General features: G+C 65.1%; 21 protein-coding genes. 15 read left to right on the top strand and 6 right to left on the bottom strand.

The genetic code is table 11. The features are described from left to right. Window positions 1-101: 101 nt before the first annotated feature. On the bottom strand, window positions 102-4,421 hold the full coding sequence (locus Mal64_RS01690; protein ID WP_146396102.1) for an outer membrane protein assembly factor BamB family protein: 4,320 nt from the start codon (window positions 4,419-4,421) through the stop codon (window positions 102-104). A gap of 550 nt (window positions 4,422-4,971) precedes the next feature. Here Mal64_RS01690 and Mal64_RS01685 point away from each other — a divergent pair. Next, entirely contained in the window at window positions 4,972-5,295 is a 324-nt protein-coding gene (locus Mal64_RS01685; protein WP_146396099.1) for an HU family DNA-binding protein, read from the top strand. Window positions 5,296-5,646: 351 nt separating this feature from the next. On the opposite strand, the gene Mal64_RS01680 is transcribed toward Mal64_RS01685, so the two are convergent. Next, entirely contained in the window at window positions 5,647-6,300 is a 654-nt protein-coding gene (locus Mal64_RS01680; RefSeq protein WP_146396097.1) for an HAD family hydrolase, read from the bottom strand. A gap of 126 nt (window positions 6,301-6,426) precedes the next feature. Between Mal64_RS01680 and ilvD the strand changes: the two genes are divergently transcribed. From ilvD to Mal64_RS01655, 5 genes are all read left to right on the top strand, one after another. After that, on the top strand, window positions 6,427-8,124 hold the full coding sequence (ilvD, locus tag Mal64_RS01675; RefSeq protein ID WP_146396095.1) for a dihydroxy-acid dehydratase: 1,698 nt from the start codon (window positions 6,427-6,429) through the stop codon (window positions 8,122-8,124). Between the two features lie 85 nt (window positions 8,125-8,209). After that, window positions 8,210-8,734, top strand: coding sequence for a hypothetical protein (locus tag Mal64_RS01670; protein ID WP_146396092.1), 525 nt, complete (start codon window positions 8,210-8,212; stop codon window positions 8,732-8,734). A 75-nt stretch (window positions 8,735-8,809) separates the two neighbouring features. Beyond that, a complete protein-coding gene (locus Mal64_RS01665; protein ID WP_146396089.1) occupies window positions 8,810-9,058 on the top strand; it encodes an addiction module protein in 249 nt (82 codons plus the stop codon). After that, window positions 9,058-9,357 (top strand): type II toxin-antitoxin system RelE/ParE family toxin, encoded by a 300-nt coding sequence (locus tag Mal64_RS01660; protein ID WP_231993617.1) that lies wholly within the window; start codon window positions 9,058-9,060, stop codon window positions 9,355-9,357. The genes Mal64_RS01665 and Mal64_RS01660 overlap by 1 nt, the downstream gene beginning before the upstream one ends. A gap of 78 nt (window positions 9,358-9,435) precedes the next feature. Further along, complete coding sequence (locus Mal64_RS01655; RefSeq protein WP_146396084.1) at window positions 9,436-10,629, top strand: DNA cytosine methyltransferase; 1,194 nt, start codon at window positions 9,436-9,438, stop codon at window positions 10,627-10,629. A 109-nt stretch (window positions 10,630-10,738) separates the two neighbouring features. Here the strand turns inward: Mal64_RS01655 and Mal64_RS01650 are convergent, their stop codons facing one another. From Mal64_RS01650 to Mal64_RS01635, 4 genes are all read right to left on the bottom strand, one after another. Beyond that, on the bottom strand, window positions 10,739-10,936 hold the full coding sequence (locus tag Mal64_RS01650) for a cold-shock protein (RefSeq protein WP_146396082.1): 198 nt from the start codon (window positions 10,934-10,936) through the stop codon (window positions 10,739-10,741). Between the two features lie 409 nt (window positions 10,937-11,345). Beyond that, complete coding sequence (gene larE, locus Mal64_RS01645; RefSeq protein ID WP_231993552.1) at window positions 11,346-12,203, bottom strand: ATP-dependent sacrificial sulfur transferase LarE; 858 nt, start codon at window positions 12,201-12,203, stop codon at window positions 11,346-11,348. Between the two features lie 13 nt (window positions 12,204-12,216). Continuing rightward, on the bottom strand, window positions 12,217-13,059 hold the full coding sequence (locus Mal64_RS01640; RefSeq protein ID WP_146396079.1) for a UvrB/UvrC motif-containing protein: 843 nt from the start codon (window positions 13,057-13,059) through the stop codon (window positions 12,217-12,219). A 143-nt stretch (window positions 13,060-13,202) separates the two neighbouring features. Next, window positions 13,203-14,339: a DUF4912 domain-containing protein gene (locus Mal64_RS01635; protein WP_197525335.1), complete on the bottom strand. Its 1,137-nt coding sequence runs from the start codon at window positions 14,337-14,339 to the stop codon at window positions 13,203-13,205. A gap of 598 nt (window positions 14,340-14,937) precedes the next feature. Between Mal64_RS01635 and Mal64_RS01630 the strand changes: the two genes are divergently transcribed. The 9 genes from Mal64_RS01630 to atpD all read left to right on the top strand — a co-directional run bounded on the left by Mal64_RS01630 (window position 14,938) and on the right by atpD (window position 22,986). Then, on the top strand, window positions 14,938-15,216 hold the full coding sequence (locus Mal64_RS01630) for an AtpZ/AtpI family protein (RefSeq protein WP_146396073.1): 279 nt from the start codon (window positions 14,938-14,940) through the stop codon (window positions 15,214-15,216). Between the two features lie 31 nt (window positions 15,217-15,247). Further along, window positions 15,248-15,679 carry a hypothetical protein gene (locus Mal64_RS01625; protein WP_146396071.1) on the top strand — a complete coding sequence of 144 codons (432 nt, stop codon included), beginning with the start codon at window positions 15,248-15,250 and terminating at the stop codon, window positions 15,677-15,679. A gap of 114 nt (window positions 15,680-15,793) precedes the next feature. After that, window positions 15,794-16,744: a F0F1 ATP synthase subunit A gene (gene atpB / locus Mal64_RS01620; RefSeq protein WP_146396068.1), complete on the top strand. Its 951-nt coding sequence runs from the start codon at window positions 15,794-15,796 to the stop codon at window positions 16,742-16,744. A gap of 154 nt (window positions 16,745-16,898) precedes the next feature. Continuing rightward, a complete protein-coding gene (gene atpE, locus Mal64_RS01615; RefSeq protein ID WP_146398673.1) occupies window positions 16,899-17,099 on the top strand; it encodes an ATP synthase F0 subunit C in 201 nt (66 codons plus the stop codon). A 234-nt stretch (window positions 17,100-17,333) separates the two neighbouring features. After that, entirely contained in the window at window positions 17,334-17,972 is a 639-nt protein-coding gene (gene atpF, locus Mal64_RS01610) for a F0F1 ATP synthase subunit B (RefSeq protein ID WP_197525334.1), read from the top strand. Between the two features lie 73 nt (window positions 17,973-18,045). Continuing rightward, the gene (gene atpH / locus Mal64_RS01605) at window positions 18,046-18,684 is read left to right on the top strand and encodes an ATP synthase F1 subunit delta (RefSeq protein WP_146396064.1); all 639 of its coding nucleotides are present in this window, start codon (window positions 18,046-18,048) and stop codon (window positions 18,682-18,684) included. A 269-nt stretch (window positions 18,685-18,953) separates the two neighbouring features. Beyond that, window positions 18,954-20,465: a F0F1 ATP synthase subunit alpha gene (gene atpA / locus Mal64_RS01600; RefSeq protein ID WP_146396062.1), complete on the top strand. Its 1,512-nt coding sequence runs from the start codon at window positions 18,954-18,956 to the stop codon at window positions 20,463-20,465. Between the two features lie 73 nt (window positions 20,466-20,538). Further along, a complete protein-coding gene (atpG, locus tag Mal64_RS01595) occupies window positions 20,539-21,423 on the top strand; it encodes an ATP synthase F1 subunit gamma (RefSeq protein ID WP_146396061.1) in 885 nt (294 codons plus the stop codon). A 120-nt stretch (window positions 21,424-21,543) separates the two neighbouring features. Further along, entirely contained in the window at window positions 21,544-22,986 is a 1,443-nt protein-coding gene (gene atpD / locus Mal64_RS01590) for a F0F1 ATP synthase subunit beta (RefSeq protein ID WP_146396058.1), read from the top strand. The last annotated feature ends 17 nt before the right edge of the window (window positions 22,987-23,003 follow it).

Genomic DNA, 23,003 nt, shown 5'->3' with positions numbered 1-23,003 from the left:
GGGGTGACAGGGAAGGGGAGTGTTGCCGCTGCGCCCATCCTAGCGCGGCGGCGCGAATCGTGGTAGTCGAGCGGGCCTCACGGCGATCGAACGGGGGGGCGTCACTCCTCGAGATCCATGTCGCTAGGAGCTAAAAACTGTTGCGCACGCCGCAGCATTTCGTTGAAGTTCCTCGACGCGGATTCCGGCGGCGCCTCGACCGACGCCGCATAGGGGGGCCCCGGCGGACGGGGGTAGTCGGTCGTCGTGATCTCGACCCGCGATCCGGCCAGCCGCAGCGAAATGCGCTCGCTTTTTCCCGATTCGGCTTGCGCCCAGTAATCGGTGAGGCCGATGCCGCATGGCGGCAGGTCTGTTTTCAGTAGCAGCGTTCGCCCGGTCGCGGCGTCGAGCACCAGCAGCCGTGTGCGGTCGTTCTGGCGGTTTTGCTCTTCGTTCTCGTGACGCGAGGCCAGCAGCAACACGCCGCCGGTCGAAACCGGTTCCGTCAGCAGAGCGAGCCCGTCGATGACGGCCGGCGCCGACCAGAGCGGCTCGCCCGTCGCCGCATCGAGGGCGATCAGCGGACCGCTGAGCACCTCGTCGGGGCCGATCGGCTGGCGCCCCTCGTTGCGGTGTTGCGCCTCGCTGCGCAGGTTGGCGGCGATGTACACAACGCCGCGGCGCTGCGTCACGAGCAGCGAATGGGGCGCACGATCGAGCGGCAGCCGCGCCGCAATTTGTGCGTCGCCGGTCGCCATGTCGATGAGCGACAGCTCGCCGTCGGGCGCGATCGCAACAACCCCCAACGGGCCTGCCGGCTCGAAGAGCGTTCCCTGCGGGAAGGAATGCTCGACGACTTCGGCGCCCGTGGCGTCGTTGTCCAAGACGAGTGGGGCGAGGGTCAGCAACTCGCTGTCGGCGGCCGAACGGGTCGAGGCGAGGCGGCCGTCGCCCCACAATACGGGTCGGCCGGCGGGCGCCGACCAGCTTCCCAGTGTCGCGCCGTCTTCGATCGCCGCCACGATCCCCGAGCCGTCTTTCAGCACGATCCACAAACGCTCGCCCTCGGCGTGCGCTCCACGCACGGAGGGGAGCCGACGGCGCCACAGCAGCTCGCCCGTCGTAGGATCGATGCGCCAAGCGTCTCGCTGGCGAGTGACGATCAAGCCGCTCCCACCGACCGGCAGCAAGTCGAACGCCGAGCCGGCTGAATCGACGCCTTCGGTCGTCTCCACTGCGAGCGACAGTTCGGCTGGCGCCGCCAAGTCACTCTCGTCGAGCCGCCATCGGTAGTCCGCGGCGTCGTCGGCGCCGAGCGGTTCGATCGCCGCTAAGCCCGCTTCGTCTTGCAGCACGAGCAACCCTGCTATCCAAGCCGCCCGCGGCGCCCTGGGGCGCCGAGAGTTGCGGTGGCGGAACGGCGCTTTGGCGGCGAGTTCCTTGCGGGCGAGCAATTCGCCGAACTCGTTCCAGGCGACCAACACGCTGCCCGAGTTACGCTGGCCAAGCACTCCCCACATGGTCGGAGGAGCCCCCGATCCCGAGGTTAGGGTAAATGGCGTGAGTCGCTGCGACGGCCGGTTCTGATTCTGACGCCGCTGCGATTCGGGGCTCTCCCAGTCGGGGTCGACCTCGACCGACGCGTGCACCTGACGGAGAGACCACAGTGAGTAGGCGTTGCGATCCGCTGCGTCTTGCGCAGAAGTCAATCGCTCGGCTGGGAGGGCCGATTCGTCGTGGGGCGGGGGAAAGAGAGCTGGCTCGCTGCGAGGTTGCTCCAGCGATGAGGTCGGGTGGTCCTGATCGGTCGAGGCGAGCAGCCCGGCGAGCCGAGCCTTGGCCCACAGGCTGCGTCGGACCGTGATCCCCTCCGGTGTCTCGATCAGCGGGTCGTGGGCCGCGGCGGTCATCCCCTCGACCAGCTCCCATGCCTGGCGGACGTCGCCCTTCTCCAAAGCGAGTCTCAAGCGGTGCAGATCGGCGAACCCCTGTGGCAGAGCCCAGTCGCCCAGGTCGTCGATCAATCGCGCCTGCAGAGGGTCGAGTTGGGCCGGGTCGCGCGCCATGGCAACCAGCGACTCGGCCAGCCGCAATCGCGCCCGTTGGTCGCCTGTACTGGCGTCGAGAGCCGCACGGTATTGATCGACTCGTTGGGGACGTTCGCCACCCATCGCTTCGCCCAGCACGCACAAAGCCCAGGCGTCGCCCGGGTGGGCGGCCAAACGGTCGCGTGCTTCGGCAAGCAGCGGCGCCGCTTTGTCGTAAAGCACGAGCCGATCGTCGCCGCACAGCAAGAACCCGTTGCGGTGATGAATCAGGGCGCCCGCCTGGCCCGCCTCGGCGAGCGAGACCGCTTCGGCGGCTTCGCCGCCATCGAGCGAAACGCGTTGCAGTCGGCCGCCGACCAGCGGCTGGTAAAACATGTCGCCCGCCACGAGCCCAGCGCCCGCGGGCGGTGCATCGAGATCCACCCGCCACGCCACGGCGCCATCGCTCAGTTGGCACGCCACGAGAGAGTCTTGGGTGGCGAACACCGCCACCTGATTCGCCGCGGCGGCCATCAGGTGGCCCTTCAGGTAGGGTCGCGACCAAACCATGCGGCCGGTCGCCAATTCGACGCCGTGCAGCTGTTGCGATTCGTGGCTCGCCACGACCACGCGATCGCCCTCGACAACCGCCCTGCTGTGTCGCCAAGCGTCGCGGTCGAGCGAGTGGAGGCCCTCGCGACGGCCTTGACGCAACGAACGGGGGGGACCGGGGCGCACTTCGTCAGGGTCGACCGGCAAACGCGTGCTCCAGGCGATCGTTCGCGTCAGCCGGTCGATCGCAACGACCACGCCCGAGCCGGTGGGGCAGACGACCAAGTCGCCCGCGATGCTCGGCTCGGCGCCGAGCAGCCGCAGTGAGGCGTTCGACTTAACTCCTTGCTCGACCCCCACGAGCGTTTGCCGCCACAACGGCTCGCCCGTAGCCGCGTCGAGCTCGAGCAAGACGACCGTTTGTTGCAACTCGGCGAGCACCCACAGCCGGTCCTCGATGGGGAGCGGAGCGCTGAGGAAGAACGCCTCGGCAAGCGGGCCTTCGGTTCCTTCGCCCCCCAGGGACCAAGCGATCTTGCCTTCCGACCGGGGGTCGTACGCCACCAGGCGATTGCCCCTTGCTTGGCCTGAGCGTTGCATGCGGTTCTGCACAACATTTCGCCAGAGTGTCTTTTCTGGCGCCGGGGCGGAGAGCGAGCTCACGACGTAGAGCAGATCGCCATTGGTCGAGACGCCACCCGCCACGCGGTTCGATTCCACAAGGGTTTCGCTGCGCACGGCGGCCGACATTTCGGAGGAGTCGCCGCTAGCTATCGGGTCGCGCGACTCCCACAACCGTTTGCCAGAGGCGAAGTCGAACGCCACCAGACCGCCCGGCGTGCGGGCCGCGACCAGTTCGCCGAAGACCGTGGCTCCGAGGACCGGCGAGAGGACGCCCCCCTTGCGGCGCGCCTCTTTCAAGAGCGTTTCGTCGGGGCCTTTGCCGTCCACGTCGAGCCGGGCCGCCCAGCGGGGCCAAACGTGTGGCAGGCCGGCCCTGCTGCGAGGGTTGCGCCGTGGCCCCCCGCCGCCGGTTACCCAGTTTCTCGCCGCCCCCGTCTCGAGCCAACGCTCGGTCGCTCGATCGGTTTGTTGGGAGAGCCAATCAACCGGGGCGCCGGCGATGGCGTTTGGCGCGAAAGAATCGATGGCCGGCCCCTTCACGCCGAACCGCTTGAGAGAGTCGGTCGCCCGTGCCGCGTCGCCCGACCGGACCCACAGCGAAGCCAGTTGCAGGGCGAGTTGCTGCCGCTCTTCGTCGGCGAAGCTCTCCGCGTCCAGGGCGCGCTCGAGCACCAGGGCGGCGGTCTGGTAGCAGCCATGCTCGGCTGCAAGGCGCGACCAAGCCAGCCAGGCCAGGCGGCTGGCTTCGAGCGACGGCAGCTCGCGGGCGATCGCGGCCACGGCCGCCCGATCGCCCTCGGCGTACGCCTTGCTGAGCCGTCGGCCTGCCTCGGCCTCGGCGAGCGCCTCGTAAGCGCGGCGGCCGCCCCCTTCGAGGCTGGCGAGCAGAGCGGCGGCTTCGCTTTTGACGCTCTTCGCCGAAGCCGAGTCGGCTGTCAGGCAGTCTTCGCGCCGCCGCAGCAGACTGAGCAGCAAGGGCGTCGCTTCGCTCGGCTTTTGCTGTGCGATCAGGTCGCGAGCGACCGTCAGAGAGCGGCTCGCGTTGCGGTCGGTCGGGAGCTGGGATCCGTAGTAGAGTTCGCTCAGCTCGTCTTCGCTGGCAGCGGCGGCGTGGCGCCCGGCGTAAGCCGTCGGGCTGAAACAGGGCAGCGATCCCGCTGTGCCTGCCGCTGCCGCGGCTAAGAGCCCCACGGCGGCTAGGCGCCTGGCGGCCGCCGAACTCGTTGCATTGAACAAGACGATTCTGCGGGGGAGAAAGGGTCTCACGCCTGAGCCCAAGGCCGGCGACGCCGGCCACGACAGGCCCGTTGTAGTCAGAAACTTGCCGAGGGCGAAGACGGATTGCCGCGGGGCGGAGACCGATCGAGGAGGCGTAAGTTGTTAACTGGTAGTGGTTAACGTAAATATACGAGCGATCTTGGGCGGCGACAATGATTTGGGACGAATGCCGTGCCGGCTGCCTTTGCAGCGAATCATGGGCTATGCTTGTTTGCGGTCATCGCCTCGGATGGTCGATAAGTCATTGTGGCTTATTGGTTTACGTTTTCTTTGCTCCGATGTCGATGAGCTGATGAGCCCCTTGTGAAGGGGGTTGAGACGGTTTTTACCGACGTTTTTGCAGTGATTGGGCCCGAAATACCCGTGTTTCTCGGGCTTTAGGGCATTTTCCGGCTTGTGTTCGTGCGACCGCGTCCGCTTTAATCACGCAACGGTTCGCCAGCACAGCAAAACGGCTAGCATTTAATAACCGCTGACAATTCGGTGTTTTACAGGAGGATCCGACCCCATGGCGAAAGCCGCCCCCAAGCCCCCGACCAAGACGGAAATCTACTCGAACATCGCCGACGCCACCGGCCTGACCAAGAAGCAGGTCGGCTCGGTCTTCGAGGCGCTCGACGCCGAGATCCAGAAGTCGCTCACCGGTCGTGGCGCGCCCAAGATGTTTGCGCTGCCCGGTCTGTGCAAGGTCACGGTCCAGCACAAGCCGGCCACCAAGGAGCGTGAGGGCATCAACCCCTTCACCAAGGAGCCGACGATCTTCAAGGCCAAGCCCGCCAAGAACGTCGTGAAGATCCGCCCGCTCAAGAAGCTCAAGGACATGGTTTCCTGAGCCTCGCCTTTAGCGAGCGAAAAGAGCTATTCAGAGCCGGCCCCGATCGTGGGGCCGGCTTTTTTCGTGCGCTCTTGGCAAGCTACCGGCCTTAGAGCGTTTTTCGAATTGGTGTGGACGAGCGGGGAAGCGATAGGCGGCGTGGCGAGGAAGCCGAAGCAGGCAATGCGGTGCATTGTCGATGCAGGCTGACGAAGCCATGACGCCGATTGCGAGCCGAGCGTCTACACTAATGAGCAAACCGCTCTAGGACCCGAGGCGGCGGGTGATTCGAGGCGCGCGTCGCGGTTGCCAGGGCAGATGGGGGAGACCGACGACTACCCTCGGCGGCTGCGGTAGCCGTTGGATGGTCTACGCCCCGCTCACACCTCGTTGGCGCAGGTGGTCGATCAGCAGTTCGGTTGATTCGAAACGCTCGGCGTCGAATCCCGCCTTGCGGGCGCCCTCGACGTTTTCGGGGCGGTCGTCCGTGAAGAAGATCTCTTCGGGATCGCAGCCGGCCGCCTGGGCGGCGTGAAGATAGATCGTCGGGTCGGGCTTCATCGCTTGGGCGCCGAAGCTGGTCACTTCGAGTTCGAACGCGTTGTTCAATGCCGCGAAGCGGCCGTCCAGCAAGTGCTCCCAGTGCCAGGCGTTCGTGTTCGATAGCAGCCCCAACCGGCATCCGGCCGCCGCCAGACGCTCGACCAGCCGCATCGAGGCGTCGATCGGCTCGAACATGTCGGCGCAGGCGAACGCCAGAGCGGACCGCTCGGGCCTAGCGCCGAGCAGTTCGCACACGTGCTCGTAGTACTCGTGGCCGGAAAACCGCCCCGCTTCGAACCTCCATTGGACCGTGTCGGTCAGGTCGTTGGCGCCGGCTGCGTCGCCGTACAAGACCTCGTAAACCCGCTCGATCGGGGCGTTCGCCACGGCGGCCATCTGGCGGCACATCCGCTCGTTGCAGAAAGTGACCAGCACGTTGCCGAGGTCGAAGTAGATAAACTTAGGCGTTTTGAGGCTCATTTGTGCCGATCTAGGAAGGAATCTTGGCCCTGCGCCGCCGGGCCGGGAGCCATTAGAATAGCCCTTCTGATTTCGGGCCTGTACCCGTCCCCCTGACCCCCGATCCCCGACTCCTCACCCCCTCTTATGCTCAACAAGTACAGCAGCAAGATCACGCAGCCCAAGTCGCAAGGCGCCAGCCAGGCGATGCTCTACGGCACGGGCCTCACCGACGAAGACATGCAAAAGCCGCAGGTCGGCATCGCCAGCGTGTGGTACGAGGGGAACACCTGCAACATGCACCTGCTGGACCTGGCGGCCAAGGTCAAAGAGGGGATGGGCCCGGCCGGTTGTGTCGGAATGCGGTTCAACACGATCGGCGTGTCGGACGGCATTTCGATGGGCACCGATGGCATGAGCTTCAGCCTGCAGTCGCGTGACCTCATAGCCGACAGCATCGAGACCGTCATGGGCGCCCAGTGGTACGACGGCCTCGTGGCCCTGCCGGGTTGCGACAAGAACATGCCGGGCTGCCTGATGGCGATGGGCCGGCTCAACCGCCCGGCGCTGATGGTCTACGGCGGAACGATCAAACCCGGCTTCACGAAGCGCCGTTCTTCGGATGGTGGGGGCTCGGACGAGAAACGCGACATCGTCTCGGCGTTCCAGTGCTACGGCGAGTACCTGGCCGGCACGATCACGGAGGATGAGCGCAAAGAGATCGTCCGCAAGAGCTGCCCCGGCGCCGGCGCCTGCGGCGGTATGTACACGGCCAACACGATGGCCTCGGCGATCGAGGCGATGGGCATGAGCCTCCCCTACTCGAGCAGCATCCCGGCCGAGGACCCCGCCAAGCTCGAGGAGTGCCTCAAAGCGGGCGCCGCGATTCGTCACCTCTTGGAGAAAGACATCAAGCCGCGTGACATCATGACCCGCCAAGCGTTCGAGAACGCGATGGTGCTCATCATGGCCGAGGGGGGCTCGACCAACGCCGTGCTGCACCTGCTGGCGATGGCCCGCAGTGTCGACGTCGACCTAACGATTGACGATTTCCAGCGCGTGAGCGACAGCACGCCGCTGCTGGCCGACCTGAAGCCCTCCGGCCGGTTCGTCCAAGAAGACTTGCACAAAGTGGGCGGCACGCCGGCGGTGATGAAGCTGCTGCTTGAAGCGGGCAAAATCGACGGCTCGTGCATGACCGTTACGGGCAAAACTGTGGCCGAGAACCTCGCCGAGCTGCCCGGGCTCGAGGAGGGGCAGGAGGTCGTCCGCCCCATCGACAACCCGATCAAGGCGACCGGCCACCTGCGCGTGATGCGCGGCAACTTCTGCCCGGACGGCGCCGTGGCGAAGATCACCGGCAAGGAGGGCCTTGTCTTCTCTGGCACGGCGAACTGCTTTGACAGTGAAGAGGCGATGCTCCAGGCGTTGGAGGAAAAGAAGATCGCTAAGGGCGACGTGGTGATCATCCGCTACGAGGGCCCCAAGGGGGGGCCCGGCATGCCGGAGATGCTCACTCCGACCAGCGCGATCATGGGCGCCGGCCTCGGCAAGGACGTGGCCCTGATGACCGACGGCCGCTTCAGCGGCGGCTCACACGGGTTCATCGTCGGCCACGTGACGCCCGAAGCGCAGGAGGGGGGGCCGATCGCCCTGGTGAAGAACGGCGACAAGATCACCGTCGACGCAGAGAAGAACCAGATCACGGTCGACGTGTCGGCCGAGGAGTTCGCCGAACGCAAGAAGGCCTGGACCCCGCCGCCGTTCAAGGCGACCCGCGGCACGCTCTACAAGTACATCAAGAACGTGAAGTCGGCGAGCGAGGGGTGCGTGACGGACGAGTGACAGGAGGCGTTGGAAGGGGGGGCAAGTTGTTGGGGAGAGGAACTGCTGTCCCAAATAATTGAATTGGATGCATGGTCCTAATCAAATGGCTCTACCGCTGAAAAACCCGATTTGGAACCTTCTCAAAGATTGCTACGGAGATTCTGTTGAACTACGTCAATGGCTTCACGAAGCTTACGCAGCCAAGTCGCTCACAAACGAGAGATTGGGAGAGATCATCAATGCAGTCCAACATCAAGGCGATACGTCCAGCGCCATGTACGCCGTGGCTCCCCACCTGATTGAACTGAGCAGTCAAGTTAACAATTCGATGCAGCTGGCCTTGCTCTCTCATGCAGGTGTTGTCTACGCATTCGCTGAACGCGAAGGCTACGCCGAGTGCCTAGACGAGATCGAAGACGACTTTCGGGAAGCGGCTACTATAGGCGCCAGTCGCTTATCGCCGTTGCTGGCGAATACCGGCAATTTTGAAGACTTCCAATGGGGAGTCGCGGGTTTGGCAGGTTTTTTGGGGCACGACAAGTTCGCGCGTCTCCTTGGAAATCTAGACTATTACGAGGAGGAATTTCACTACGTTCTATTGGATCATACGATTCCCGTCGAACCTTAGTTCCAGCTTGCTCCATCGGCATCAAGCTAAGGTTACTATTGTAGATAGCCCGCTGCTCTCCTTCAGGAGTCCACCGTGAGTATATCCAACGACGACCTGTTTAGTTCGGCTCTCGCATTGCCGCCCGATCGTCGCGCCGATCTAGCCAACCGGTTGCTCGACAGCCTCGCCGCTGCCCGCAGGCCCAAGCTGAGCGACGACGAAATCGCCCAAGAGGTTCAGCGGCGCTCCGCCGAGATGGACTCGGGGGAGGTCATCGGTATCCCCTGGTCCGAAGTGCGCGCCGAATTACGCTCTCGCATCTCCCGGAAAAGTGAGTCGTGATGCTCGTCGTCCATCCGCTCGCTCGCGAGGAGATGGCTCGCGCTATCGACTACTATGCGGCGATCTCGGAGGAACTCGCGACACAGATTGCGGATGAAATCGACGCCCTGCTTGAAGAAGTGGAGTCGGCGCCGTTGCGGTGGAGTTACTACGAACCCTTGATCCATCATCAACGCTGGCGACGGCGGATCGCCGCCGGTTTTCCTTACCTGCTAATCTACGAGGTCGCAGCCGACCACATCCGTATCGTCGCATTTCCGCACGTCGCGATGCAGCCCGGCTACTGGGCGGACCGTTGAATTCCTTAGAAACCGCTCAATCGGCGTTGATCCGCGTCCGATTCTTCTCCGCCCTTCGCGCGTGTATCCTTAGTCGGCATGGAAGCCCAACGCCCCCTCTTCGATGCCTCGCCCGCGCCGCCGCCCGCACCCGGGCGGACGGCGGCCGAGTTCTTTGCCGGGGTGGGGCTTGCGCGGATGGGGCTGGAGCGGGCCGGGTGGGAGGTGACCCTGGCCAACGACCTCGATCCGAAGAAGCTTGCGATGCACGACGGGCACTTCGGCCCTTCGCCGCACTACCTGCTTGAAGACGTCCACAAGCTGGCCATCGAGCCGGAGCGTGTGCCGACCACTCTGCTGTCGCACGCGTCGTTCCCGTGCACTGATCTGTCGCTAGCCGGCGGCCGGCGGGGGCTCAACAGCGGCGAGTCGTCGGCCTTCTGGGGCTGGCACGCGCTCTTGGAGGGGATGGGCGACCGGCGGCCGCCAATCGTGCTGGTCGAGAACGTCACCGGCTTCCTTACTTCGCACAACGGCGAAGACTTTTTCGCGGCCCTCGCCGCGCTCGGCGACCTGGGGTACACCGTCGACGCCCTGACGATCGACGCCGCCCATTTCACGCCGCAGAGCCGGCCGCGGCTGTTTGTCATTGGCAGCCGTGGCGTGGAGCCCGACCTGCCGGCGATCGACGCCGACGACCTTGCGCCGTCGCCGCTCCGCAGCGCGAAGCTGGTCGAGGCGATCCGACGCTCGCCGCAGCTCGGCTGGCGCCTCGCCGCGTTGCCCGAACTGCCTCCTTACGGCGCCACGCCCTTGGAGTCGATCCTTGAGAGGCTGCCAAGCGACTCGCCGCAGTGGTGGAGCCGCGAACGGTCCGAATACCTGCTGGGCCAGATGAGCGAACGCCATCGCGCGGAAGCCGACAAGATGATCGCCGGAAAGTCGCTCAGCTTCGGCACGGTCTTCCGCCGGGTCCGTAAAGGCAAGTCGATGGCCGAGCTGCGAACCGACGGCCTCGCCGGCTGCCTGCGCACGCCCAAGGGGGGCAGCGGCCGGCAGATCCTCTTCCAGGCCGGCAAAGGGGAGTACCGCGTGCGGCTGCTCAACGCCACGGAGTGCGCGCGGCTGATGGGCGCCGACGGCTACCGCGTCACCGCGCCGCTCAACCAGGCGTTGTTTGGCTTCGGCGACGCGGTCTGTGTCGACGCGGTTGCGTGGATCGCGGAGAATTATCTCAACCCGCTGGCCGACGCCGTGCTCGCGTCGGCCTCGTCAGCGGCGCCGGTCGAGTAGCGGCGCAGTCGAGCAGCGGCGCAGTCGAGCAGCCACGAAAAAACCACGCCGGCCTTGGAGGCCGACGTGGTCGTGTTTGTTCGCAGGCGATTTGCGCAACGCGGCGGGCTTATTCAAGCACCTTCACGTTTTCGGCCCGCGGACCCTTCGGGCCGGCGCCCTCGGAGTACTCGACCGATTGCCCTTCGCGGAGATCGTCGTACGGCACACCCTCCACCGACGAGTGGTGGAAGAAGATGTCGCCACGCTCCCCTTCGATGAACCCAAACCCTTTTTCAGTCAGCTTTTTAATCGTGCCCTGGGGCATCTCGCACTCTCCACACAAGCTTCAGAAACGTAGACCCGAGCCCGCTGCGCGGCGGCGCAACGGGCGACAAGCTCGAGGGAGCAAAAGAGTTCAGCAGGCCCAAGGCCCCCGGCGCCATGTGAGCTCAACCCGTACAGGAGGTAGAGTCACGGTGGGGGCCAAGCGCGAGTGTTTGCAGTTACCGCAGACGCCAGCGCCGAGCCCATGGGCGTCGGCTTTCGTTTCCTCCAGCGCCGCGGATTTTACCACTGCTATCGCGAGGCTCCAAGAAAATTCGAGCGAGATTGTCAAGCCGGCTCATGGGCGATAAACCCCACGCCGCCAAGAGAGCAAAAGCTGGCAATTTAGGGGGAGTGGCTGGAGCGGGGCGTGGATCAGCAATGGCTAGCTCGGCCATCGGTGATTCAAGTCAAGAAAGCTCGACCAATTCGTTGAGGCTGCCGGACCGAAACCCGCTCAGGTCCAAGGCGACCGCCTTGAATCCGAGCTCGCGGAACCAAGCCACCAGCCGCACGCGGTTCTCCTCGGCAGCAAGCATCGGGATCGCGTCGAGCGGCGCCTCGATCCGCGCCACGTCGCCCGGGTGCAGCCGCACACGCACCTGCTTGAGCCCGAGCGAACGGAGCCGCCGTTCGGCGGCGTCGATGCGGGCGAGCTTCTCGGCGGTGACACTCTCGCCGTAAGCGATCCGGCTCGCCAGGCAGGGGCTGGCCGGTTTGTCCCACACGCTCAGGTCCCAGTGCGACGCGATCGCGCGAACGGTCGCTTTGCCGATGCCGCACTCGAGCAGCGGGCTACGCACGCCGTAGTCGTCGGCCGCTCGCATGCCGGGGCGGTGGTCGCCGGCGTCGTCGGCGTTGGCGCCGTTGAGCACCGCCGCCAGGCCGAGTTGCTCGGCGAGAGGCGCCATCTTGCCATACAGCTCGGTCTTGCAATGGAAGCAGCGGTCGGGGGCGTTCGCCACGTAGCCTTGCCGCTCGATCTCGTCGGTCGGCGCCTCGACGTGCCGCACGCCGACAGCCTCGGCGACGCGGCGCGCCTCATCGAGTTCGCCCTCGGCCAGCGCCGGACCAACGCCGGTAATGGCGACCACATGTTCCGCGCCGAGCGCCAGCCGGGCCGCCATCAGCACGACCGCGCTGTCGACCCCGGCCGAGAAGGCGACCGCGCACGAGCCCAGCGGGCGGATCGCTTCGACAAGCCGCTCGGCGGCTTCGGTCGTGGCGTTCTCGGCGGCGTTGGTTGCTGGTGCGGTCTTCATCGGCATAGGAACTCTATGGTTAACCGAGCCCCGCGCCGGGGGGCGGCGGGTCTTCGAGTCGCTGGATCTCGTCGCGGAGCCCGGCGGCGTCTTCGTAGCGTTCCGCCGCGATCGCCTCATCAAGCTCGCGCTTGAGCGTCTGGATCGGGTCTTCCGGCTCCTCGATTTCTTGTTCGATCCGGGCGAGAGCCAGCTGCGCCGCCGGGGCGTCCTCTTCGGCGAGCGCGGCGATTTCCCGGCGCCATCGCTTGAGGAACAGCAACTCGTTCACTTGATCGGCTTGCGCCTCGCGGTTGTACTCGGCCAGGAATTGCTCGATCCGCCGAATTCCGGCGTCGATGGCGCCGATCGCGGCGGTGAATTGTTTCATCGACGCCAGCGGCGTGGCAACGGCGCGCGCGTGCATCATCGCCACGTATGGCAGCCACTGGTCGAACTGCATCTTGTCGCGATCGTGGCGGGCGTGCTCGCGAACGAAGTCGAACAGCCGCAGGTTGCGTTCGGTGTCGCGGGCGCACAACTCGTAGCGGCCGAGTTTCCAGAAACCGACATAGCGGTGGTAGTACTGGGCCCCCTCGCGCATCAGCGCCGCGCAGTCTTCGGGCTCTAGCAGGTAGGGCGGCGCGTCTTCGGGGCCTTCCTCTTCTTGCCGCTTCTGCAGGGTCCGGTGAAGGTCGAGCAGCGATTCGTGGTTCTGGATGCGGGCGCCGTCGGGCCGGCCGCTCAGCTCCATTTGCAAGAGCCCCAGGTCGAGCCGCATCTGCAAGAGCTCGACGCCGTCGCCGGCGGTAACGATGCGCACGGTGACATCGTTCGGCTCGAAGGGCCAGTCGTTGAGGATCGGGCGTATGTCAGGCGACAAGGGATCGCGTGGGGCTCGGGGAAGCGTGACGACAGCCGACGTGCGGGCCTGCTTCCTCAATCGTAGCCGAACGCTCCGGGCTCAGAAACGGCGGCTGCGACGCGATTCTTGGCCGCACGCATCGCCGAGAGGCCGGAGGGTGGTCAGCTGGTCGCCACATCGCGGTAGCGCGGATCGAGTTCCTTGGTGTTACGCTCCACGCCCAAGATCACGGTGCGTTGCTGCACGCCGTCGGCCGAGCTCGCCACCACCGGGATCACTTGGCGCCGGTCGGGCAGGTGCATCTTCACGACGAACGAGCCGTCGTCGCCCACCGCCACTGGCTCACCCATCACCGTCACGTGCGAGTGCGGGTCCGAAGAGCCGTAAACCACCAGCTCGGCGTCGAGCGCCAGCTCCATCTCGCTGCCGCGTGAGGGATCGACCGCGTGCCCGTAGCGGGTTTGCGAGGGCCGGCCGAGCCGCCGCCGCAGACGCTCTTCGAGCAGCTCCTGCAGCTCGATGCTCACGCCACCGTGCGAGTAGCCCCCGCTCATCGCGTAGATCTGGTCGGCCTTCTCGGCCACGTCGCTCCAGTTCGTGTCGACCATGTCGGCCGATCCGGGCGCCGGGGTCGTCACGGTGTTGCTGCGTGCGAGGCAGTAAAAGTCGCCCCCCTCGACGGCGTAGCCGACTTCTGCGCGGAACTGGCACGGCGGGTCGGCGACGTCGATGTACCAGTTGCTCACGCCGCCGTGGATCCGGATCTCGCGGCGGCTGAGCGTAGCGCCGCTCTCGTCGACTTGCAGCACCCGCAGCACCGGGTGGGCGGCGTGCCAGAATTGGCCGAGCGACGATTTGGCCCGCTGAACGCCCGAGGGGGCAATCTCCCAATGAGCGTGCAGCCAATAAGGGTCGCGAACAAGCATCACCAGGCGGTCGCCGCTGGCTTCGTCGTTCTGATCGCCCGCCGCACAGCTGAGGTCTTTTGCCTTGGCCATTTTCTGGTGGATCAGATCGAGCTGCTTTTGAGCCTGGCGCCGCTTGGCCGAAATCTTGCCCGCTTGGCGAACGCTCTCCTCCCTGTTGAGCTTCTCTGAACGTGATCCTTCGATGACTTCGCGGCCACGCTCGCCCTTGGCGGCGGGGTCGCCACCGGTACGCCGGCTGCGTCGGGCGGTTTTGATGAGCGCCTCGATGAGCTCGTCCTTCCGCATCGCGTGCCAGCCCGTCACCCCCTCATTGCGGGCCATCTGAGCGAGGTCTTTGCAGGTGTAAGAGTGGAGTTTATTGGCGGTCATCATGGGGGGCGCTTCAGATGGGGGCCGATTCGGGCGGAGGGCTCGCTAGCGTGACGGTCGCCGCGCTGCTGAAGCAGCAGGGCCCATCCGTCGAGCAGTACCGTGCGATTCGCTGGGGGGAGAGGGAAGCCTGGGTGGCCCGTTAAGGGGGCCGTCCGGTGAGCAGACGCTAAGTCCGTGCGAATCAGGCAGACCGGCCAGCAGAGCTAGGGACACTGCTGAAAAGGAACCTCCAGCCTAGTTGGAAACGCCGAAAATGCAAATTTTTGCGAATATGAGGCCCTCGCGGGAATAACGCGTAAACACTTTATAGGCAGCAGTTTACAGCGATATTGCGACGCCAACTGCCGTGAGCTGATGAAGACAGCGAAGACTTTGTGAAAAATGGCACGAAATCGCCCCAAGGGCATTGACACAAACAGTTTGCAGGGGCACGATGGGCCCTTCAGCGACGAGACAACGCTTCGGCCGCAACGAGCCCGAATCCAGCGTTTTTTCGCTGTAAAGTGTTTCACCGGTACAGTTTAACGACTGCCGGACAGACTGATAGACATGTCCCATAGCCGACCGTTGGGAAGCTAGCAGGCAAAGGGCTTGGGTGATCACCCCTGAACAACGGGACGCGATCATCCGGGCCCATCGACAGGCGTCGCGGGTGACTGGGGTCACGATTTCGATGTTCGTACCGGGCCTGCTCGGATACGCCATCGACCGCGGTCTGGAAACGTTGCCTTGGTGCACCCTGATTGGATCCGCGCTGGGATTCGCCTACGGCATCTGGCGCCTCGCCATGCTGATTGGCGTGGGCGACACGAAGAACAAAACCATTGGCGACGACTCGCCCAGCGATCCGCCACTCCCCCACGACCGTCCGTAACGATCTTTGCCGCTCCGGCGGCTCGGATTTCATGCTTCGCCAAACCACACTCCGGCGCGTGCTGACGACCTCGGCCATGATCCTCATGGCGACCGTGGTCTGCTTGCCTTTCGCGCACTTGCAGCTCGGTAGTGAGGGCATGTCGTACGTCGCCAAGCTTGGCTGCGTGATGCTGGTCGTGGCGACATCGGTCGATTTTGCGGTGGGGGGGCTAGCAGCTGGCGGCCCGGTCGTTAGCATGGCCGCCACGATGACGGCTCGCACGTTACTGGCCTTCGCCGCACTGGTGGTCGCCAAATCCGCCCCGGGGCTTGTTGGTTTCGAAGAGCCACTGGGGATTGAGCACGCGATTTACTTCGCGCCGTTGTACTTAGCCTGGGTGGGAGCCGACGTGGTCGCCGCCGCCATCGACCAACCCGCCGCTGGCGAGCGAACCTGTTCGCCCGCATCGACCATCGCCTGACAAGACCATCGCCAGCCTGTCTGGCAGCGAATTGCTGGCCGCAACGGTTGGCACACTCACGCATCGCCGCGTCGAACGCTCAACACTAACGCCCGCCACAACACAACAGTCTCTATGGCCAGCGACCCCTTAGCACCGAGCGAGCTCTTCGGCCACGCCCAAGACGCAACGTACTTCCACTTCCCTCGTGGGTGGTTCGGTGCGGACGAAACAGGGCACCTGGCGTTGCCGCAGCCCCTGGCCAAGGAACGCGAGGGCGTCGCCCACCCGCACATCGACAACGACTACCAGCCGATCGCCGAGACCAACACCGGCGTGGCGGTGATCGACAATTCGTTGAGGCTGCCAAACTTCGTGCTGACGAAGTTCATGGTCATCGAGCTCGCCGTGGCGATCATCTGCGTGGTGTTGTTCGGCTGGCTCGCCACAACCCTCAAGGGGGGCAGGGCGCCCAAGGGCAGGCTCGCTAACCTGCTTGAAGTGTTCTTGATCTACATCCGCGACGAAGTCGTATACGCCGCGATTGGCAGGAAGGACGGCGACCGCTTCCTGCCGTTCTTGTGGACGATGTTCTTCTTCATCTTGGGCTGCAACCTGTTCGGCATGGTCCCCTGGATGGGATCGCCGACCGGCGCGTTGGCGATGACCGGCATGATGGCCCTGGTGACCTTCGGCGCCGTGGTGGCGGCGGGGATGGCTGAACTCGGCCCGGTCGGCTTCCTCAAGGCCCAGGCGCCCCACATGGACGTGCCGAAGCCAATGGCGGTTTTCCTCGTGCCGATGATCTGGGTCATCGAGGTTTTTGGACTGCTGCTCAAGCATTTAGTGCTCGCCATTCGTTTGCTCGCCAACATGTTGGCCGGCCACTTGATCCTGGCCGTGGTGGTCGGGTTCATCGGCGCGGCGGCGGCCCAGATGGCCGCGATCGCCTGGGGCGTCACTTTCGCCAGCGTTCTAGCGGCGGTGGCGCTCAGCTGCATGGAACTTTTTGTCGCCTTCTTACAGGCTTACATCTTCACCTTTTTGTCGGCGTTGTTCATCGGCGCGGCGGTCCATCCTCACTGACCTGTTCAGTGGGGGGCGACGCGCCCCTGACTCCGCTAAATACTCACTGGGAGATCGATCCGTGACTAATTGGATTCGCACCGCGGTCGTCTGTGCGGCCGTCTCGTTGCTCGCCTCGCCCGCTTCGGCGCAAGACGGCGCCGCCACCGGGGCTATGGACCTTGGCGCCATCGGCATGGGCATTGTGATCATCGGGGCCGGGCTCGGCATCGGCCGCATCGGCGGTCAGGCCGTCGAGGCGATCTCGCGTCAGCCCGAGGCCTCTGGAAACATCCAGACCGGCATGCTGATCGCGGCCGCCCTGATCGAAGGCGCCGCCTTCTTCGGGCTGATTCTGATCGCGTTCGTGCTCTAGTCGTCGCGGGTCTTGGGCCGCGACGCCCGCCTAACAGGCGGGTATTCGGCCCGAGGCCATGGCCACGGCTGGTGTTGGCTATAGGCTTTTGCGCCGTTGCCGGCGGTCGCTTCGCGCGTCCGTTCGGGTCCTTTGGGAGACCGTTTTAAAATGGTTCGCAGCATTGATAGGTGTGGGGCTTCACGGCCCGGCGCCGCTTGGTTGGCCCCGTTCTTGCTCGGGCTCTGTGTCGCCGTGACGCTGAGCCTCGCCACGCCCGTGGCGTACGCGCAAGACAACGAAGGGGATGCGACGCCGGCCGGCGAAGTCGATCCTAACGTGGCCGAGCACGACGACGCCGAGCATGGGGAGGACGTCCATGCGTCGCACGCAGGCGGGTCGCCCGATCCACTCGAGGTCGACACCGACTTGGCGCTGTGGACCCTGGCCGTCTTCTTGGGGCTGGCGTTTGTGCTGAAGCAAGTCGCTTGGGGTCCGATCATCGAGGGCCTGCAAGCCCGCGAGGACAAGATCTCCGGCGACCTGGCGGCAGCCGCCGCCAAGCACGAGGAGGCCAAGAACCTCTTGGACGCCCACGCCAAGCAGCTCGCCGGCGCCGCCGACGAGGTGCGTGGGCTCTTGGAAGAGGCACGCCGCGACGCCGAGGCGACCAAGGCCGACATCCTGGCCGAGGCCAAGGCGGCAGCCGACAGCGAGCGGAACCGCGTGGTCCGCGACATCGACCAGGCCCGCGACTCGGCCGTTCGTCAGCTTGCCGAGCAGTCGGCCGGTCTGGCGATCGACTTGGCGGGCAAGGTGGTCAAGCAAGACATCACGCCCGACCGCCGCAACGAGATTGTCCGCGAGGCCCTCGGTCGCTTTAGCAGCAACTGATCGCGACCCACAGCAACTGAAACTCTGGCCGCCGGTTTAACCGCCGGGTGCCTCCTTCAAGGAAACCTTTGCCATGCCGAGCGGCCCAGGCGAAGAACTCAGCGAGTCGAAGTTCGACGTCACCGAGCAGCAGATCGCCAAAACCTACGCCCGTGGGTTCCTCGGCGCCCTGGAGTCTGCCGGCGACGACGTGCAGTCGGCGGTGGACGAGCTCGTGGCGGTCGAGCGTGAAGCGCTCGCCGCTCACCCTCGCTTTACCGAGGCGCTCGGCTCGGCGTTCCTCGAGCACGAGGATCGGGTGGCGATGGTCGATCGGGTCTTCGGCGGCCGCGTGCAGGGCGCCGTGCTGAACCTGATGAAGGTGCTTTCGGCCCACGAACGCATCGTGCTGCTCGGCGAGGTCGCTCGCCAGGCGCGCATGCTGCACAACGAGGCGTTGGGGCGTGTCGAGGTGCGTGTCACCACGGCCGACCCGGCCGACCCCGCTTTGCTCAGCGAAATCGGGCAGGCGATCGGCGCGAAACTCGGCTTCGAGCCGGTGCTCGTGACGGCGGTCGACCCGGAGATGATCGGCGGCGTCGAGATCCGTGTGGGCGACACGGTGTTTGACGGCTCGCTACGCACCGCGTTTAAAAAGGCCCACCGCGCGATCGTCGACCAGACGATCGACGCGATCGAGACCCACCCCGAGCGGTTCTACGCCGAGGCGTGAGGGAGTTTTTTAGAACAAAGACGCTGCCGCAAGAATGGGACGCGGATGAACGCGGATCGAACGGATTTAACGCGGATGAAAGAAGAAGGTTAGGAAGTAACCGACCAAGATCTTGAGTCCAGTAGATCGGTGTTTACCTTCTGCATCCGTGTTCGTCCGCGTCCCTGTCTTCCTGAATCAGATACAAGCCTAAACCAACTCAATCGAAACGAACCCCGCAGCGGCCCTCGTCCCTAAGGGCGAAGCCGGCGGGCTCTCGGAGAAACGCGATGAAGTTCAATAGCGACGAGATCGCCTCGGTCATCCAGCAGGAGATCGCCAACTACGACGCCCAGATCGACGTCCGCGAGGTCGGCCGCGTGCTGGAAGTCGGCGACGGCATCGCCCGCGTCTACGGCCTGAGTGGCGTTATGGCCGGCGAGATGGTCGAGTTCGCCAGCGGCGTGACGGGCCTGGCGTTCAACCTCGAAGAGAGCTCGGTCGGCGTCATCATCCTGGGCGACTACCTGGCCATCTCCGAGGGCGAAGAGGTTAAGAGCACCGGCCAGCTCCTTAGCGTGCCGGTCGGCGACGAGCTCTTGGGCCGCGTGGTCGGCCCGCTCGGCGAGCCGCTCGACGGCAAGGGCCCGATCAACACTTCCAAGCGGCGCCCGATGGAAGTGATCGCCACGGGCATCGCCGAGCGTCAGCCCGTGCACGAGCCGCTGCAGACCGGCATCAAGGCGATCGACGCGATGACGCCGATCGGCCGCGGCCAGCGTCAGCTGATCATCGGCGACCGCAAGACCGGCAAGACCGCCGTGGCGATCGACGCGATCATCAACCAGAAGCACTCCGGCGTGAAGTGCTTCTACGTCGCGGTCGGCCAGAAGGAATCGACCGTCGCCGGCATCATCGAGAAGCTCCGCGACAGCGGCGCGATGGACTACACCACGGTGATCGTGGCCGGCGCCAGCGACCCGGCGCCGCTGCAGTACGTGGCCCCGTACGCCGGCACGGCGATGGCCGAAGAGTACATGTTCAACGGCGGCCACGCCTTGGTCGTTTACGACGACCTTTCGAAGCAGGCCGTCGCCTACCGCGAGTTGTCGCTGCTGATGCGGCGCCCGCCGGGTCGCGAGGCCTTCCCGGGCGACGTGTTCTACTGCCACAGCCGCCTGCTGGAGCGCTCCTCGAAGCTCTCCGCCGAGCTCGGTGGAGGCTCGATCACCTCGCTGCCGATCATCGAGACGCTCGAGGGCGAGGTTTCGGCCTACATCCCGACGAACGTCATCTCGATCACCGACGGCCAGATCTACCTGCAACCGGACCTGTTCTTTGCGGGCGTCAAGCCGGCCATGAACGCCGGCATCTCGGTGTCGCGCGTCGGCGGCGCCGCCCAGATCAAGGCGATGAAGAAGGTGGCCGGCGGTCTGCGACTCGACTTGGCGGCGTTCCGCGAGCTCGAGGCGTTCGCCCAGATGGGCACCGAGCTCGACCCGGAGACCCAGGCCAAACTCGACCGTGGTTACCGGATGGTCGAATTGCTGAAGCAGGGCCAGTACGAGCCGCTCGAGACGGTCGACGAGGTCCTCTTGATCTACGCCGGCACCCAGGGCCACCTGGACGACGTGGCGGTCGAGGAAGTGGGCGCCTTCGAGAAGCAGTTCGTCACGTTCATGCACGACCAGAAGCCGGAGATCCGCCAAGCGATCATCGACACGAAGGACCTCAGCGACGATCTCAAAGAGACGATCAACGCGGCGATCGCCGAGTTCAAGACCCAGTTCAAGAGCGACTGAGCTGTTAGCTCTTAGCCGTTAGCTATTGAGCTGACGGTGATGCTTACTCAATGCCAACAGCCAATAGCTACCTATGGCCAACCCTAGAGCACTCGACAAACGCCGCAAATCGGTCCGCAACATGCGGAAGATCACGCGGACGATGGAGCTGATCGCCACCGCGCGGTTCAAGCAGGCGATGGACCGCGCTTCGGCCGCCACCTCCTACACGAACCAGGTGAGCAAGCTCGTTTCCGATCTGGCCGGAGCCGGCTTGGAGGTCAGCCACCCTCTGCTGGAGGGCCGCGAGGAGACCAAGCGGGCCAAGCTGTTGGTGCTCACCGCCAACCGCGGCTTCTGCGGCGGGTTCGTTGGCAACCTGGTCCGTGCCGGCGTGAAGCGTTGGGCCGACCTCCAGGAGGTCACGCCCGAGCTCACCCTCGAGGTGAGCGGCAAGAAGGGCATCGGCATGTTCAAGAGCCGCGGCCACTCGCCCGACGTCGAGTACATGCAGTTCGAGGACAAGCCGCGTTACGATCAGGTCGAAGAGATCGCCAGCCGCTACTTGGAAGAGTACATCACCGGCAAGATCGACCGCCTGGACGTGGTCTACACCCGGTTCGAGAGCATCGCCCGCCAATCGGTGGCGATCGAAACACTGCTGCCGCTCGGCTCGCTCGCTGTGGCCGAAACGGCCGACCCCGCCGAGCAGGGCGCCAACACCTCCTACGAGTTCTTGCCGTCGCCCGAGAGCATCCTCGAAGAGGTTGTCCCCACGAGTTTCAAGGTCAAGCTGTTCAAGTGCTTCTTGGACTCGGCCGTGAGCGAGCAGATCGCCCGCATGGTCGCCATGAAGGGCGCCACGGAGAACGCCGGCGACCTGATCAAGCAGCTGAGCATGCAGTACAACCGCGCCCGCCAAGGCCGCATCACCAACGAGCTGATGGACCTGATCGGCGGCGTCGAAGCGATCAGTTAATAGTTATGAGTGGCTAGTCGCTAAACGCTAGTTACTTGTTCGCGAACGCAAACGCACACACCACCCCAGAGGCTTGCTAGAGAACAACTAGCGCCTCGCTACTAGCAACTACTAACTCTTATGTCGACCGCCACACAAACCGTTGGACGCATCACGCAGATCATCGGCTCGACGTTCGATGTCGAGTTTCCTGAGAACGCTTTGCCGCCGATCTACAACGCGGTGAAGATCGTCTCGGAGCACAAGGGCATCACGATCAACCTCACCGGCGAGGTGCAGCAGCACCTCGGCGGCGGGCGCGTTCGCTGCATCGCCTTGGGCTCGACCGACGGGTTGGTCCGTGGCCAGGACGTGACCGACCTCGGCGAGCCGGTGTCGGTTCCCGTGGGCGAGGCCACTCTCGGCCGGGTGTTCAACGTCACCGGCGACCCGGTCGACGGCCGCGGCCCGGTCAACGCCGACGAGCGTTGGTCGATCCACCGCAAGGCGCCCGACCTGAAGGACCTGTCGACCAAGACCGAGCTCTTCGAGACCGGCATCAAGGTCGTCGACCTGCTCACCCCGTTCGTCCGCGGCGGCAAGGCCGGCCTGTTCGGCGGCGCCGGCCTGGGCAAGACGGTCATCCTCACCGAGCTGATCGCCCGTATCGCCAAGGAGCACGGCGGCTACTCGGTGTTCGCCGGCGTCGGCGAGCGGACCCGCGAAGGGACCGACCTGTGGCTCGAGATGCAAGAGACCAAGATGGGCGGCGACGGCGACAAGAGCGTCATCGACCAGACCTGCATGGTGTTCGGCCAGATGAACGAGCCGCCGGGGTCGCGTCTCCGCGTCGCGCTCTCCGCGCTGACGATGGCCGAGTACTTCCGCGACAAGACCGGCGCCGACACGCTGCTGTTTGTCGACAACATCTTCCGCTTCTCGCAAGCGGGCTCCGAGGTGTCGGCCTTGTTGGGCCGCATGCCGTCGGCAGTCGGCTACCAGCCGACGCTGGCCAGCGAGATGGGCGCCCTGCAAGAGCGGATCGCCTCGACCAACAACGGCGCCATCACCTCGGTGCAGGCCGTTTACGTGCCGGCCGACGACCCGACCGACCCGGCGCCCGCCACGGCGTTCGGCCAGCTCGACGCGTTCCTTTACCTGGAGCGTTCGATCTCGGAGAAGGGCATCTACCCGGCGGTCGACCCGCTCGCCTCGTCGAGCCGCATCCTCGACCCGCAGTACGTGGGCGACGAGCACTACAACTGCGCCCGCCGCGTGCAGACCACCCTGCAGCGTTACCGCGAGCTGCAAGACATCATCGCGATCCTCGGCGTCGACGAGCTGCCCGAGGAAGACAAGCAGATCGTGCACCGCGCCCGCCGCATCGAGCGGTTCCTGTCGCAGCCGTTCTACGTGGCCGAGGTCTTCACCGGCAAGAGCGGCGAGTTCACGTCGATTGCCGACACGATCCGCAGCTTCAACGAGATCTGCGACGGCAAGTGGGACCACCTGCCCGAGAGCGCGTTCATGTACGTCGGCCCGATCGAGCAGGCCGAAGAGCAGTGGAAGAAGAACAAGAAGTAATCGGCTGTTAGCTATTG

Source organism: Pseudobythopirellula maris (assembly GCF_007859945.1).
GTDB lineage: Bacteria > Planctomycetota > Planctomycetia > Pirellulales > Lacipirellulaceae > Pseudobythopirellula > Pseudobythopirellula maris.
The sequence above is the reverse complement of the archived record's forward strand: the minus strand, read 5'-3'. Positions and strand labels throughout refer to the sequence as shown.

Coding starts and splice junctions, on each gene's coding strand:
- atpE (WP_146398673.1), top strand. CDS start 16,899: ATGGACCTTGGCGCCATCGGCATGGGCATTGTGATCATCGGGGCCGGG.
- Mal64_RS01660 (WP_231993617.1), top strand. CDS start 9,058: ATGCTCGTCGTCCATCCGCTCGCTCGCGAGGAGATGGCTCGCGCTATC.
- Mal64_RS01625 (WP_146396071.1), top strand. CDS start 15,248: ATGCTTCGCCAAACCACACTCCGGCGCGTGCTGACGACCTCGGCCATG.
- atpB (WP_146396068.1), top strand. CDS start 15,794: ATGGCCAGCGACCCCTTAGCACCGAGCGAGCTCTTCGGCCACGCCCAA.
- Mal64_RS01655 (WP_146396084.1), top strand. CDS start 9,436: ATGGAAGCCCAACGCCCCCTCTTCGATGCCTCGCCCGCGCCGCCGCCC.
- atpD (WP_146396058.1), top strand. CDS start 21,544: ATGTCGACCGCCACACAAACCGTTGGACGCATCACGCAGATCATCGGC.
- Mal64_RS01670 (WP_146396092.1), top strand. CDS start 8,210: ATGGCTCTACCGCTGAAAAACCCGATTTGGAACCTTCTCAAAGATTGC.
- Mal64_RS01680 (WP_146396097.1), bottom strand. CDS start 6,300: ATGAGCCTCAAAACGCCTAAGTTTATCTACTTCGACCTCGGCAACGTG.
- Mal64_RS01685 (WP_146396099.1), top strand. CDS start 4,972: ATGGCGAAAGCCGCCCCCAAGCCCCCGACCAAGACGGAAATCTACTCG.
- Mal64_RS01650 (WP_146396082.1), bottom strand. CDS start 10,936: ATGCCCCAGGGCACGATTAAAAAGCTGACTGAAAAAGGGTTTGGGTTC.
- larE (WP_231993552.1), bottom strand. CDS start 12,203: ATGCCGATGAAGACCGCACCAGCAACCAACGCCGCCGAGAACGCCACG.
- atpG (WP_146396061.1), top strand. CDS start 20,539: ATGGCCAACCCTAGAGCACTCGACAAACGCCGCAAATCGGTCCGCAAC.
- atpH (WP_146396064.1), top strand. CDS start 18,046: ATGCCGAGCGGCCCAGGCGAAGAACTCAGCGAGTCGAAGTTCGACGTC.
- atpA (WP_146396062.1), top strand. CDS start 18,954: ATGAAGTTCAATAGCGACGAGATCGCCTCGGTCATCCAGCAGGAGATC.
- ilvD (WP_146396095.1), top strand. CDS start 6,427: ATGCTCAACAAGTACAGCAGCAAGATCACGCAGCCCAAGTCGCAAGGC.
- Mal64_RS01635 (WP_197525335.1), bottom strand. CDS start 14,339: ATGACCGCCAATAAACTCCACTCTTACACCTGCAAAGACCTCGCTCAG.